The sequence below is a fragment of the Kitasatospora sp. MBT63 genome (genome assembly GCF_000710465.2).
GTDB lineage: Bacteria > Actinomycetota > Actinomycetes > Streptomycetales > Streptomycetaceae > Kitasatospora.
On sequence record NZ_JAIZ01000105.1, the window covers coordinates 63,890 to 77,795 of the forward strand.

Below are 13,906 nucleotides of genomic sequence, written 5' to 3' on the forward strand. Positions count from 1 at the left end.
TCCGTCCGTCCGGCACGCGAGAAGTTCTGTCATGAGCAGTGACACAGGTCACTGCGTGCCCTACATTTCGCTCCCGTACTGACTACTGGTCACCACAGGTGCTGCTCGGCGGGCGGACAGTGATGTGCGCTGCGGCGCCGACGAGGTGAGCCCTCTTCAGCCGGAGCCGCTACATGTCGTCAGAAGTCCCCGCACTGCCGCCGGTCTCCCCGGCCCGGGTGCTCGCCGGGCTGTGCCTGGCCGTCCCCGTCGTCTCGATGCTCTGGGTCGCCTCCTACACCAAGGAGGGGCCCGAGCTCGGCGGCGTCCCCTTCTTCTACTGGTACCAGCTGATGTGGGTGCCGCTGTCGGCGGTGTTCACCGTCGGGGCGTACCTGCTGATCAACCGGGACGAGAAGGCCCGCCGGGCCGCCGCCGCGGGCGGTGGTGAGCGGTGAAGGACGTCAACGGCGTCGCGCTCGCCGTCTTCCTGCTGTTCTTCGTCGCGGTCACCGTGATGGGCTTCCTCGCCTCGCGCTGGCGCCGGGCGGACGACGCGCTGCACCTGGACGAGTGGGGCCTGGGCGGCCGCAGCTTCGGCACCTGGATCACCTGGTTCCTGCTCGGCGGCGACCTGTACACCGCGTACACCTTCGTCGCGGTGCCTGCGGTGATCTACGGCGCGGGCGCGGCGGGCTTCTTCGCGGTGCCGTACACGATCATCGCGTACCCGCTGGTGTTCCTGTTCCTGCCGCGGCTGTGGTCGGTCTCCCGGGTGCACGGGTACGTCACCCCGGCCGACTTCGTGCGTGGGCGGTACGGCTCCAAGGGGCTGTCGCTCGCCGTGGCACTGACCGGGATCCTGGCTACCATGCCGTACATCGCGCTGCAGCTGGTCGGCATCCAGGCGGTGCTGGACGTGCTCGGGGTGGGCGGCAGCGGGAACTGGTTCATGAAGGACCTGCCGCTGTTCCTGGCCTTCGGCGTGCTGGCGGCGTACACCTACTCCTCCGGGCTGCGGGCGCCGGCACTGATCGCCTTCGTCAAGGACACCCTGATCTACGTCGTGATCATCGTGGCGGTGATCTACATCCCGATGCGGCTCGGCGGGGACGGGCACGTCTTCGACGCGGCCGCGCAGAAGTTCTCCGCCAAGAAGCCGGACGGCACCCCGGTGGGCTCGCTGATCACCGGCCCGAAGGCGCAGTGGGGCTACGCGACGCTGGCGCTGGGCTCGGCGATGGCGCTGTTCATGTACCCGCACTCGGTCACCGGCGTGCTGGCCTCCAGGTCCCGCAACACGGTCCGCCGGAACATGGCCCTGATGCCCGCCTACTCGCTGATGCTGGGCCTGCTGGCGCTGCTCGGCTTCATGGCGATCGCGGCCGGGGTCGGCAAGGGCGTGAAGGGCTTCAACGCCCAGCTGTCGGTGCCGCAGCTGTTCGAGGACATGTTCCCGGACTGGTTCACCGGGGTGGCCTTCGCCGCGATCGGGATCGGCGCCCTGGTGCCGGCCGCGATCATGTCGATCGCCGCGGCCAACCTGTTCACCAGGAACGTCTACAAGGAGTTCATCCGGCCGGACGCCACCGCCGCGGACGAGACCAGGGTCGCGAAGATCGCCTCGCTGCTGGTGAAGGTCGGTGCGCTGGCCTTCGTGCTGACCATGGACAAGCAGTTCGCGATCAACCTGCAGCTGCTGGGCGGGCTGTGGATCCTGCAGACCTTCGTCTCGATCGTCGGCGGCCTGTTCACCCGGTGGTTCCACCGCTGGGCGCTGCTGGCCGGCTGGGCGGCGGGCATGGTCTACGGGACCTGGAAGGCGTACGGGGTGTCCTCGCCCGCCACCAAGCACTTCGGCGGCAGTTCGGCCGAGATCCCCGGGATCGGCGAGATCGGCTACATCGGGCTGACCGCGTTCGTGCTGAACCTGGTGGTGGCCGTGGTGCTGACGCTGGTCCTGAGGGCGGCCAAGGCCCCCGAGGGGCTGGACGCCACCTCGCCGGGCGACTACACCGCCGACGCCGGGGAACCCTCCATCGAGAAGGCCCCGCAGCCCGCGGTGGCGCACTGAGGCGGCGCACCGGGACAGGCGGCGCACTGAGGCATTGGGGGCGCACTGAAGTCCGGCACGCGCCCTGCAATGCCGTACGCGCCCTGTGATCGCGCCGTCGCCTCGGTCGACACTGGTCGGCACTTGAGGTGACGGCGCGATCATATCGGGTGATCATCCATGTGGCGGGCCGTTCGTCCCGGGCAGAGACACGGAAACGGGGAGACGCTGCCATGACAGAGCTGGGCACCATCCTGAACGGGCACCGGGGCCGGCACGAGGGCGTCAGACTGCCCTCGCTGCTGATCGCCACCCGGCACGGCGAGTCGACCGCCAATGTGGAGTTCCGGCACGCCGACGCGACCGGCGCGCTGACCGTACCGATCACCAGCCGCGACGCCGACATCCCGCTGTCCATCCGGGGCCAGGCCCAGGCCCGGGCGCTCGGCCGCTGGTGGGCCGAGCTGCCGCCGGACGACCGGCCGCGCAGCGTCTGGTGCTCGCCGTACCTGCGCACCACCGAGACCACCCGGATCGCGCTCGCCCAGGCCGGCGGCCTCGGCGCGGTGCCGGTCACCACCGAGGTGCGGCAGGACGAGCGGCTGCGCGACCGCGAGCTGGGCATCCTGGAGATGCTCACCAAGGCCGCCATCGACAAGGAGCACCCCGCCGAGGCCGCCCGCCGCCGCCGGATGGGCGAGCTGCACTACCGGCCGCCGGGCGGCGAGAGCTGGCTGGACGTGGCACTGCGGATGCGCAGCCTGCTGGCCGACCTGGCCCGGGAGGAGGACGGCCGGCCGGTGCTGGTGGTCGCCCACGACTGCACCGTCCTGATGCTGCGCTACATCCTGGACCGCCTCACCGAGCAGCAGCTGCTCGCCCTGGAGCCGGTCCGCAACTGCTCGGCCAGCCGCTGGCGGGCCGAGCACGGCCGGCTGGTGCCGGCCGGCTGGAACGACACCGGCCACCTGGACCGGGCTCCCGATCAGCCGGCCGGCTGAGCCGCGGGCCGGTCCGACGCGGAGCGTCAGACCGGGCTCTGGGCCCGCTGCTGCGCCGGCGTCCCGCCGAACGCCCGCCGGTAGGCCTGCGGGGTGGTGCCGAGCCGGCGGCCGAAGTGGTGGCGCAGGGTGGCCGCGTTGCCGAAGCCGCAGCGCGCCGCGACCGCGTCCACCGGCTCGCCGGTGGCCTCCAGCAGTCGCTGGGCCAGCAGCACCCGCTGGCCGGTCAGCCAGCGGTGCGGGGTGGTGCCGGTCTCCTGCTGGAAGCGGCGGGCGAAGGTGCGCGGCGACATGTGGGCGCGGGCGGCCAGCTGCTCCACGGTGAGCTCGCGGTCCAGGTGGTGGCGCAGCCACTCCAGCAGGCCGCCCAGTGACTCGCCGTCCTCGGCGGGCAGCGGGCGGGCGACGAACTGCGCCTGGCCGCCCTCGCGGTGCGGGGCGACCACCATCCGGCGGGCGATCCCGCGGGCCACCTCGGGTCCCTGGAGCTTGCGGACCAGGTGCAGACAGGCGTCGATGCCGGAGGCGGTGCCGGCCGCGGTGATCACCGGGTCCTCGTCGACGTAGAGCACGTCGGGCTCGACGGTGGTGAGCGGGAAGCGTTCGGCGAGCAGGTCGGAGTGGCGCCAGTGGGTGGTGCAGCGGCGGCCGTCGAGCAGGCCGGCCGCGCCGAGCAGGAAGGTTCCGTTGCAGATCGACAGCACCCGGGCGCCGCGCGCCACGGCGGCCCGCAGGGCCTCGATCAGCGGGGCCGGGTACTCGTCCCGGATTCCGGTGGCGGCGGCGATCACCAGGTCGGCCCCGGCGATCCGCTCCACGCCGTGGGGGACGTCCACGCTGAAGCCGGCGTGGGTGCGCAGTGGTCCGGGGCGGGCCGAGGCCAGCGCGAAGTCGTAGACCGGCAGGCCGTCGTCGCTGCGGTCGAGGCCGAAGACCTCGCAGGCGACGCCCAGTTCGAAGGGGTGGATCTCCTCCAGCACCACGGTGACGACGTTGCTCAGCATGGTCCCAGGATGCCGGTGGCAGCTTTTCGAGGCAAGTGGTCTTTTCTGCCACTCGTGGCCGCGCCCGGGTGTCGCGAGAGTGGAGGACATGGACTCTTCGGCATCGATGGGCGTGCTCGCCCTGGCCGCCGCGGTCGGGGGCTTCGGCCTGCTCGGCCTGCTGGTCGGCCGCGACCTGGAACGCACCTCCCGGCACGGCCGGGACAACTGGCACCGCCCCGGCGGCTACCCGGCCGACCCCGGCGGGCCGGACCGGCTGCACGGCGCCGCGGCGGGCGCGGGCGCCGCGACCACCAGCCCGCCCCCGACCGCGCCGCCGTTCACCACCCGGCTCGCCACCACCCTGGCTGCCGCCGCCGACCGCGGCCCCGGCAGACTGGTGGCATGGACACCGCCCCCGACCTCGTCATCCGCCGGGCCCTCCCCGAGGACCTGGACGCCGCCGGAGCCCTCTCGGTCGAGGTCTACGTCGGCGAGGGCTACAGCCGCCCGGACGGGCCCTATCCCGAGCTCCTGCGGGACACCCGGCGCCGCGCCGAGGAGGCCGAGCTCCTCGTCGCCGTCGACCCGGCCGGCGGAGCCGTGCTCGGCAGTGTGACCTTCGCCCCGGGCGGCAATCCGTGGGCCGACATCGCGGCGCCGCACGAGGGCGAGATCCGGATGCTGGCGGTGGCCCGGGCGGCCCGCGGCCGGGGCGCCGGGAGCGCGCTGGTACGGGCCGCGATGGCCCGCAGCCGGGAGCTGGGGCTGACCGGGATGGCGTTCTCCACCCGTCCGGCGATGACCGCGGCACACCGCGTCTACGAACGGCTGGGGTTCCGGCGGAGCCCCGAGCGGGACTGGGAGCCGGCCCCCGGCATTGATGTGATCGTCTATTCGATCACATTCTGACGGCTCACCCCGTGGCGCAACGCAGTCGAGCGACCACGACACGCGGCACTACATCTGGTGGCGCATCCTGACCCCGCCCACAACATGTATGCTCGCTCTCGCTGTCGACGCAGGGGAACCCGGTGGGAGTCCGGGACTGCCCCGCAACGGTGAGCGGGCTTCGCAACACCCTGACCCGCGAGTCCGAGACCTGCCGACGGCGTGCCACACGGCTTCCCCGCAGATGCCTTGCAGCACCGCAGTACTTGTCCGGGCCTCGCGGGTGGGCCGGGGTGGGACCACGCACGCCTGGTGATTCGGCGTGCCGCTCCGCCCTGCCTGAAACGGTCCGGCCGATCTCGTCCGCCGCCGCCACAGGAGAGAGTGCGCCTTGACCGTCGCCGCCTCAGTCGCCCTGCCGTCCCAGGGTTCCTCCCCCAGCCTCCGGCCGGGTGGTGCCACCACCACCGCCGACGCTGATCCCGGTGCCGCGCTGCTGCGCCTGCTCACCGACCGCAGCGCCGACCTTCCTCAGGTGGACCCCGGCCACGTCGCCGCCGCCGCGCTGCGCGGCCGCCACGCCGGCTCCGACTTCGCGGAGCTGCGTGGACTGGCCGTGGAGGCCGCCGCGTCGATGATCGCCGAGGACCCGCAGTACTCCAAGCTCGCCGCCCGGCTGCTGGCGCTGGAGATCTCGGACGAGGCCGTCGGCCAGGGCGCCGTGTCGTTCGCCGCCTCGATCGCCGTCGGCCACGCCGAGGGCCTGATCGGCGACACCACCGCGGACTTCGTGGCCAAGCACGCGGACGCCTTCGACGCCCTGATCGACGAGCGCGGCGACGACCGCTTCGAGTACTTCGGCCTGCGCACCGTGCAGTCCCGCTACCTGCTGCGCCACCCGATCACCCGCAAGGTGATCGAGACCCCGCAGCACTTCCTGCTCCGGGTGGCGGCGGGCCTCGCCGTGGGCGACGGCGAGCAGGCGGTGCGCGAGGTCGCGGAGCTGTACGCGCTGATGAGCGCGCTCTCCTACCTGCCGTCCTCGCCGACCCTGTTCAACTCCGGCACCAAGCACCCGCAGATGTCCAGCTGCTACCTGCTGGACTCGCCGCTGGACAACCTGGACTCGATCTACTCGCGCTACGCGCAGATCGCCCGGCTGTCCAAGCACGCCGGCGGCATCGGCCTGTCCTACAGCCGGATCCGCTCGCGCGGCAGCCTGATCCGGGGCACCAACGGCAAGTCCAACGGCATCGTGCCGTTCCTGCGCACCCTGGACTCCTCGGTCGCCGCGGTCAACCAGGGCGGCCGGCGCAAGGGCGCCGCCTGTGTCTACCTGGAGACCTGGCACGCCGACATCGAGGAGTTCCTGGAGCTCCGCGACAACACCGGCGAGGAGGCCCGCCGGACCCACAACCTGAACCTGGCGCACTGGATCCCGGACGAGTTCATGCGCCGGGTGAACGCCAACGCCGACTGGTCGCTGTTCTCCCCGGCCGACGTGCCCGAGCTGGTCGACCTGTGGGGCGCCGACTTCGACGAGGCGTACCTGAAGGCCGAGCAGGCCGGCAAGGCCGTGCGCACCATCCCCGCGCAGACCCTGTACGCCCGGATGATGCGCACCCTGGCGCAGACCGGCAACGGCTGGATGACCTTCAAGGACGCCTCCAACCGCGCCGCCAACCAGACCGCGCTGCCCGGCCGCACGGTGCACTCCTCCAACCTGTGCACCGAGATCCTGGAGGTCACCGACGACTCCGAGACCGCGGTCTGCAACCTGGGCTCGGTCAACCTCGGTGCCCACGTGGCCGACGGCGCCACCGTCGCCGACCTCACGGGCGCGATGGACTGGGACCGGCTGGACGCCACCGTGCGCACTGCCGTGACCTTCCTCGACCGGGTCATCGACATCAACTTCTACCCGACCCCCGAGGCCGGGAACTCCAACTCGCGCTGGCGCCCGGTGGGCCTGGGCGTGATGGGCCTGCAGGACGTCTTCTTCAAGCTGCGGATCGACTTCGACTCGGCCGAGGCCAAGCAGCTGTCGACGCTGATCGCCGAGCGCATCATGCTGACCGCCTACGAGCGCTCCAGCGAGCTGGCCGAGGAGTTCGGGCAGCACAGCGCGTACGGCGAGACCCGCGCCGCCCGCGGCCAGCTGCACATCGACCACTTCGACACCGCCCCGCAGTGGACCGAGCGCTGGGACGCGCTGCGCGCGAAGATCGCCACCACCGGCCTGCGCAACTCGCTGCTGCTGGCCATCGCGCCGACCGCCACCATCGCCTCGATCGCCGGCGTGTACGAGTGCATCGAGCCGCAGGTCTCCAACCTGTTCAAGCGCGAGACGCTGTCCGGCGAGTTCCTCCAGGTCAACCCGTACCTGGTGCGTGAGCTCAAGGAGCTCGGCGTCTGGGACCAGCAGACCCGCGACTCGCTGCGCGAGTCCAACGGCTCGGTCCAGGACCTGGGCTGGCTGCCCGCCGAGGTGCGCTCGCTGTACCGCACCGCCTGGGAGCTGCCGCAGCGCGCCCTGATCGACCTGGCCGCCGCCCGGCAGCCGTTCATCGACCAGAGCCAGTCGCTGAACCTCTTCATGGCGGCGCCGACCATCGGCAAGCTCTCCTCGATGTACGCCTACGCGTGGAAGGTCGGTCTGAAGACCACCTACTACCTGCGTTCGCGCCCGGCCACCCGGATCGCCCAGGCCGCGTCCGGCGCCGCCCGCACCGCCGCCCCGGTGCCGGTGCCCACCCCGACCCTGACCCCGGAGGAGGAGGCGGCCCTCGCCTGCTCCCTGGAGAACCCCGAGTCCTGCGAGGCCTGCCAGTGAGTTCCGCCGATCGCGAGAAGATGCTGCTCGACCCCGGGTTCGAGCTGACCCTGCGTCCGATGCGCTACCCGTCGTTCTACGACCGGTACCGGGACGCGATCAAGAACACCTGGACCGTGGAGGAGGTGGACCTGCACTCCGACGTCGCCGACCTCGCCAAGCTGAGCGAGGGCGAGCGGCACATGATCGGCCGGCTGGTCGCCTTCTTCGCCACCGGTGACTCGATCGTCGCCAACAACGTGGTGCTGAGCCTCTACAAGCACATCAACTCCCCCGAGGCCCGGCTCTACCTCTCCCGGCAGCTGTTCGAGGAGGCCGTGCACGTCCAGTTCTACCTGACGCTGCTCGACACCTACCTGCCCGATCCCGAGGACCGGGCGGCGGCCTTCGACGCGGTGGAGAACATCCCCTCCATCCACCAGAAGGCGCAGTTCTGCTTCAAGTACATGAACGCCGTCGACCACCTGGACTCGCTGCAGTCCAAGGACGACCGCCGCGCGTTCCTGCTGAACCTGATCTGCTTCGCGGCCTGCGTCGAGGGCCTGTTCTTCTACGGCGCCTTCGCCTACGTGTACTGGTTCCGCAGCCGCGGCCTGCTGCACGGCCTGGCCACCGGCACCAACTGGGTGTTCCGGGACGAGTCCATGCACATGGACTTCGCCTTCTCGGTGGTGGACACGGTCCGCGAGGAGGAGCCCGACCTCTTCGACGACGAGATGGCCAAGCAGGTCACCGAGATGCTGGAGGAGGCCGTCGAGGCCGAGCTCCAGTTCGCCCGCGACCTCTGCGGCGAGGGCCTGCCCGGGATGAACACCGAGTCCATGCGCGAGTACCTGCAGGCCGTCGCCGACCAGCGGCTCGCCCGCCTCGGCATGCCGGTTCGCTACGGCTCCAGCAACCCGTTCGGGTTCATGGAGCTGCAGAACGTGCAGGAGCTGACCAACTTCTTCGAGCGCCGGGTCTCGGCGTACCAGGTCGCGGTCGAGGGCTCGGTCGCCTTCGACGACGACTTCTAGCCAGCACGCGCGAGGGCCGGCCCGGGGTCATCCCCGGGCCGGCCCTTGCGCGTTGCCGGTCCGTCAGGCGTTCGGCACGGTGGCGTAGCGGGCGGTGCCCTCCGCCATCTGCTTCAGGGCGTCCTTGCGATCGCGCTTGGAGAGCCGGTCGATGTACAGGTACCCGTACAGGTGGTCGGTCTCGTGCTGCAGGCAGCGGGCGAAGAAGCCGGTGCCCTCGACCCGGATCGGGTTGCCGTCCTTGTCCTGGCCGGTGACCGCCGCGTAGTCCGGGCGGGCCAGGTCCATGTAGGCGGTGGGCACCGACAGGCAGCCCTCGGGCGAGTCGTCGAGGACCCGTCGGCCGGCCGGGAGCTCCTCCAGCACCGGGTTGATCACGTGGCCGATGTGGCGCACGCCCTCGTCGTCCGGGCAGTCGTAGACGAAGACCTTGAGGTCCACGCCGATCTGGTTGGCCGCCAGGCCGACGCCCTGGGCCGCCTCCATCGAGACGAACATGTCGTCGATCAGCGCGGAGAGTTCGGCGTCGAACGAGGTGACGTCCTGGCACTCGCGGTGCAGGACGGGGTTGCCGACCACGGTGATCGGCCGGGCGGTGCCCTTGGAGAGGTCGGGCACCTCCCCGATCACCTGCTGGGCCGCGGGCTCGTCGTGGCCGTGGTCGTGGCCGTGCTCGTGGTCGTGCTCGTGGTCGTGCTGGTCCGCCATGGTCGCTTCCGCTTTCGTGGATCTACCGGATGTACCGCTCAAGGGTACGGCCCCCCGATCCCGGCCGGTCCTTACTCCGCGAAGCCCGCACGGAGCCTCAGCAGACCTCTTCCAGATCCCGGTAGGCCCGGGTGGCGGGGGAGGCGGCCACCCAGCGCTCCAGCAGGATCCGCACCAGCGCGGTGGGCGCGGCGATCCCGCACTCCCGCTCCGCCAGCCAGGCGGTGCCGGTGCTGCCCTGGCTGAGGTGGCTCAGGTGGCCGGGGTGGAAGGCGTCGCCGTCGTCGTGCGGGTCGTGGTGCACGGTCCGGCCGTCATCGATCGCCATCCGGCTCTCCGAGCAGGCCCGGCACAGCAGCCGCACCGAGGAGGTCCAGTCCTCGGCCGCGTACCCCGCGTCCGACACCAGGCGCTCCAGGGCGTCCCGGTCACCAGCGGTGGCGGCCTGCAGCAGCACCACATGGGTCGGCACCGGGGAGGGCGCCCACAGCTCGATCTCGTCGAAGACCGGGTACGCCACCGAATCCGCGACCCGCTCGCCGTTCGGGGCGCCGTCGTGCAGCACCACCTCGCCCCAGCGGCGGCCGGAGGACGGCAGCGGGATGGACAGCACCTCGATCCGGGCCGGGTCCAGCCGGCGGCCCCAGACCACCTCGGACTCGCCGTCCGGGGACAGCCGCACCGGGGTGGTGCCCAGGTCCAGCTCGATCGTCGCGGCGGCGGCCGCGGCGGGGGCGCCGGGCAGCTTCAGGCCGTACGCCTGCCAGGCGCGGCGGGCCAGCGGCCAGTCCTGCAGGGCGGTGGCGGTGATGCCGAGGTTCCACCAGTCCGGGGCGCCCTGGCCGCGGTCCAGCAGGGCGACGGCCCGCAGGCCCGCGGTGCGCGACTGCTCCCAGTCACGGCGGAACTTGTGCAGCAGGGCCAGGTTGAACCAGGAGTCGGAGAGCCACGGTTCGAGGTCCGCGGCCATCACCAGCAGGGCCCCGGCGTCCTCGTACCGGCCGTCGCCGATCAGCGTGAAGGCCCGGTCGGTCGTCTGCCGCCAGGTGGCAGACGGCCGGTGCCGTGTGCGGTGGAAGATCCTCACGTTCGTCCCTTGCCGTCCGTCGTCACCGGGTCGCCCCGCCTCGGGTGTTCCCGCCACGACCGCATCCAACCACGGCACCCGTGACACGCGCTCCCCGCGCGGTCGTTCAGTTGGCCGCACGGCCGTCACCCACCGTCGCCGCCGGTCCCCCGCCACCCACTCTGACCAGCGCGTCCAGCACCACCGGGTCGTAGGCGCGGCCGCGTTCCAGCCGGAGCCGTTCCAGCGCCTCCAGCCGTCCCGCCACCTCGGTCAGGCCGGCGCTGCGCGCGGCGGTCAGCAGGTCGTCGTGCGCGTTGGCGACCCGGATGATCCGGGCGGCCACCGGCAGCGAACGGTCCGGGCGGCCGTCGGGCAGCCGCCCCGGGTCGGCCAGCATGGCGACCTGCTGCCAGACCTGCCGGGGCACCCCGGTGCGCCGGATCACCTCGCTGCCCAGCCGGGCGATCCGCTGCTGCTCCTCGGCGGGCAGCAGGGCGGTCGCGCCGTCCGCTACCGGCTCGACCAGGGAGAGCTGGCCGATGTCGTGCATCAGCGCCGCGTACTCCAGCAAGGCGAGGTCCCGGGTGCCGAGGCCCAGCTCCCGGCCGAGTGCGCAGGCGGTGTCGGCGACCCGCCGGGCGTGGCCGGGCGTGGTGTAGCCGGCCACCTCGGTGGCCCGGGCCAGCGCGGCGATGGTCTGCCCGGTGGTGGTACGGACGGCCGCCGCCCGGCGGAAGGCGGCCCGCGCCAGCAGCAGCGGGGAGCAGAACAGCGGCAGCGCCCACAGCCCGACCTCGCCCGCCAGCAGGCTCAGCAGCATCCCGGTGGCGACGATCGCCGAACCGATCCCGGCCAGCGACCGCAGCTCGTCCTCCAGCGCGGCGGCGAACCGCACCCCGGTGCGGGAGCGCTGCAGCACGGCCGCCAGCGCGGCGTCGCAGAGCGCGGCGAGCGCGGCCACCGCGATCAGGAACGCCCCGTACCGGGGTCCGGTCAGCGGGAGCCGGTCGATCGCGCCGCTGGTGTACAGCGGCTGGAACAGCACCGCGGCGAAGGCCGCCGTGAGCAGCCGCCGTACGGCGGCGTCGGCCCGCGCCCGGGCCGCCCCGGGCGGACGCCCGGCGAGGCGCCGTAGCAGCGCCCCGGCCAGCGTGCCGAGCCCGGCCACGGTCACCACCTGGAGAGTGCCGTGCGAGGTAGGCAGCCCGCGCAGCGGTCCGAGCAGGGCGTACGCCAGGGCCGCGGCGGTGCCGACCGGGGCCTGCTCGCGGTCGCCCGGCAGGACCACCCGGACGCACTCGCCGGCCGCGATCAGCGCGACGAAGGCCAGCGCGACGGCCGGCTCGGCCAGACCGTGCGCGACGGTGTGCGCCAGCGCCGCCACGAACAGCCCCGCCGCCGCCCCGTACAGCGCCGCGGGCGCCGCCCCGCTCACGAGGAGCCGCCCCGGGTGGGGACCGCGGCGCCCCGGCCGCGGGACCGGCGGGCCGGCTCGGGCACCCCGAGCGGGATGTCCGGCACCTCGCCGTCCCAGCCGCCGGGCGGCGGCGGCTCGACCTGCCAGCCGTGCTGGTCCAGGGCGCTGACCAGCGCGCCGACCATCACCGGGTCGAACTGGCTGCCGGCGCAGCGACCGAGCTCCGCCACCGCCTCGTCGACCGGGCGGCCGCGCCGGTAGGAGCGGGTGGAGGTCATCGAGTCGAAGGCGTCGGCGACCGAGATGATCCGGGCGAACTCGGGGATCCGACTGCCGGCCAGCCCGTCCGGGTAACCGCGGCCGTCGAGGCGCTCGTGGTGGTGCAGGATGCCGTCCCGGGCCTCACCGAGGAAGGCGAGGTCGCGGACCAGTTCGTGGCCGGCCACCGGGTGCACCTCGACCGCGTGCCGTTCGGCCTCGCTGAGCGGGCCGTTGCGGCGCAGCAGTTCGGTGGCGACGGCCAGCTTGCCGACGTCGTGCAGGGTGCCGGCAAAGTGCAGGGTGCGGATCCGGTCCTCGGCCATGCCGAGCTGGCGGGCGATCAGCACCGAGGCCCGGCCGACCCGCTCGCTGTGCCCGCGGGTGTAGGCGTCCTTGATCTCCACCGCCTGCACCAGGGCCTGGACGGTGGCCCGGTGGGCGGCCTGCTCCCGGTGGGTCTGTGCGGACACCCAGGCGGAGATGGACAGCGGCAGCAGGGCCAGCAGCACCGCGAGCGCGCCGTACGGGCCCTGCCAGAGCACGGCGACCATCAGTCCGGCCGCGCCGTGCAGCAGCGCGGCCACCAGGCACGCCCACAGCGCCCGGGGGCCGCCGATCGGTTCGCCGCTGCCGGACAGCCGCCGCACGATGCCCACCAGGACGCCGTTGACCAGGCAGAACACCAGGACGGCGGCGAGTGCGCCGAGCGCCGCGGCGGGGAAGCGGGAGCCGAGCAGCAGGCGCGGGCCGCCGAGCAGGTGGAAGACGACGGCCCCGGCGAAGGCGGCCAGCGCCAGCTGGGCGGCGTTCCACAGCCGGCGCACCGGACCGGGCCGGGCGGCGTTGCCGAACAGCGCGGCCGGCACCGCGACCAGCGCGGCGGCGGCCGGGGGCAGCATCAGCACACCCGCGAACAGGACCGGGAAGAAGCTGCTGCCACCGCGCCGGCCCGGCTGGTCGGGGTGCGGGGCTCGGCCCGCCAACCGGCGCCAGAGCCGGGAGCACGGGGTGGGCATGCCGTCCGCGAGCGATTCGAGGCACAGGTGCAGCAGCGCCAGGGGCGCGAGCCGCCGCAGGTCCACCGGGCCGCCGAGCCAGTCGGCGGGCGCGGGCGCCACCAGGGGCAGCAGGCACAGCAGGCCGGCCAGCAGCACCCCGGCGACACAGACGGCCACCGGGCCCGGCAGGGGCGCCCCGTCGCGATTCCTGGCGATACCGGCCTCCCCACCGCGTGCTCCGGCCCTGCGTCGTGAGGGCCAGTCAGGAGGATAGGGCGCGACCCGCGGGCTGCGGCGCACGATGGCGGATTGCCGCTGCCGCCACCGCGACAGCTCACCCGAACGAGTGAAACGGCGTGCCGGTGGGCCGGATCCACCGCCGCGCCGCAACGGGACCTTAAGAGAGTCCCAAGCCTGCCCCGGGCTCTTGACCCCCACAGGTGGTCCAGTCCATTTTATGGAGCAGCCCGGTCTCCGGTCAGGTCGGTCCCGGGCCGCAATCCCCCTGCTGCGCACCTCGGTTCAGCGCCATCCGTCCGCGCCCCGCCGCGTACGGGCGATCCCCCACACCCCCACTCGGAGAGGTTCCGCCATGGAACGCACCAAGCTCCGCTCCCCCGCCGCCACGCCCGGACGGCACCGCCGCCGCCGGGGCGCGGTCGCCGCCGCCGCCACCGCCGCGCTCGGCCTGCTGGCC

At 73.1% G+C, this 13,906-nt stretch carries 11 protein-coding genes and 1 riboswitch; of the genes, 6 read left to right on the forward strand and 5 right to left on the reverse strand.

Translation table 11 applies throughout. The annotated features are described in order from the left end of the window. The first annotated feature begins 173 nt into the window (after window positions 1–173). The 3 genes from AA75_RS07135 to AA75_RS07145 all read left to right on the forward strand — a co-directional run bounded on the left by AA75_RS07135 (window position 174) and on the right by AA75_RS07145 (window position 3,033). Complete coding sequence (locus AA75_RS07135; RefSeq protein ID WP_033818924.1) at window positions 174–437, forward strand: DUF3311 domain-containing protein; 264 nt, start codon at window positions 174–176, stop codon at window positions 435–437. After that, complete coding sequence (gene mctP / locus AA75_RS07140; protein ID WP_033818925.1) at window positions 434–2,053, forward strand: monocarboxylate uptake permease MctP; 1,620 nt, start codon at window positions 434–436, stop codon at window positions 2,051–2,053. The genes AA75_RS07135 and mctP overlap by 4 nt, the downstream gene beginning before the upstream one ends. A 212-nt stretch (window positions 2,054–2,265) precedes the next feature. Continuing rightward, window positions 2,266–3,033 carry a histidine phosphatase family protein gene (locus AA75_RS07145; RefSeq protein ID WP_051811958.1) on the forward strand — a complete coding sequence of 256 codons (768 nt, stop codon included), beginning with the start codon at window positions 2,266–2,268 and terminating at the stop codon, window positions 3,031–3,033. A gap of 26 nt (window positions 3,034–3,059) precedes the next feature. On the opposite strand, the gene AA75_RS07150 is transcribed toward AA75_RS07145, so the two are convergent. Beyond that, entirely contained in the window at window positions 3,060–4,037 is a 978-nt protein-coding gene (locus AA75_RS07150; protein WP_051811959.1) for a helix-turn-helix domain-containing protein, read from the reverse strand. Window positions 4,038–4,421: 384 nt separating this feature from the next. Between AA75_RS07150 and AA75_RS07155 the strand changes: the two genes are divergently transcribed. The 3 genes from AA75_RS07155 (at window position 4,422) to AA75_RS07165 (ending at window position 8,756) form a co-directional block, all read left to right on the forward strand. Further along, window positions 4,422–4,928 carry a GNAT family N-acetyltransferase gene (locus AA75_RS07155; RefSeq protein WP_033818926.1) on the forward strand — a complete coding sequence of 169 codons (507 nt, stop codon included), beginning with the start codon at window positions 4,422–4,424 and terminating at the stop codon, window positions 4,926–4,928. A 76-nt stretch (window positions 4,929–5,004) separates the two neighbouring features. Beyond that, window positions 5,005–5,141, forward strand: a riboswitch (cobalamin riboswitch). Between the two features lie 259 nt (window positions 5,142–5,400). Then, the gene (locus tag AA75_RS07160) at window positions 5,401–7,740 is read left to right on the forward strand and encodes a ribonucleoside-diphosphate reductase subunit alpha (RefSeq protein WP_233288949.1); all 2,340 of its coding nucleotides are present in this window, start codon (window positions 5,401–5,403) and stop codon (window positions 7,738–7,740) included. A gap of 20 nt (window positions 7,741–7,760) precedes the next feature. Beyond that, window positions 7,761–8,756 (forward strand): ribonucleotide-diphosphate reductase subunit beta, encoded by a 996-nt coding sequence (locus tag AA75_RS07165; protein WP_051811962.1) that lies wholly within the window; start codon window positions 7,761–7,763, stop codon window positions 8,754–8,756. A 63-nt stretch (window positions 8,757–8,819) separates the two neighbouring features. On the opposite strand, the gene def is transcribed toward AA75_RS07165, so the two are convergent. From def to AA75_RS07185, 4 genes are all read right to left on the reverse strand, one after another. Further along, window positions 8,820–9,464: a peptide deformylase gene (gene def / locus AA75_RS07170; protein WP_033818928.1), complete on the reverse strand. Its 645-nt coding sequence runs from the start codon at window positions 9,462–9,464 to the stop codon at window positions 8,820–8,822. A 97-nt stretch (window positions 9,465–9,561) separates the two neighbouring features. Then, window positions 9,562–10,551, reverse strand: coding sequence for a tetratricopeptide repeat domain-containing protein (locus tag AA75_RS07175; RefSeq protein WP_033818929.1), 990 nt, complete (start codon window positions 10,549–10,551; stop codon window positions 9,562–9,564). A 106-nt stretch (window positions 10,552–10,657) separates the two neighbouring features. Then, entirely contained in the window at window positions 10,658–11,968 is a 1,311-nt protein-coding gene (locus tag AA75_RS07180) for an HD-GYP domain-containing protein (protein ID WP_033818930.1), read from the reverse strand. Next, window positions 11,965–13,386, reverse strand: a complete 1,422-nt coding sequence (locus AA75_RS07185) for an HD-GYP domain-containing protein (protein WP_033818931.1) — start codon at window positions 13,384–13,386, stop codon at window positions 11,965–11,967. Before AA75_RS07185 ends, AA75_RS07180 begins: the two co-directional genes overlap by 4 nt. Window positions 13,387–13,906 lie beyond the last annotated feature (520 nt).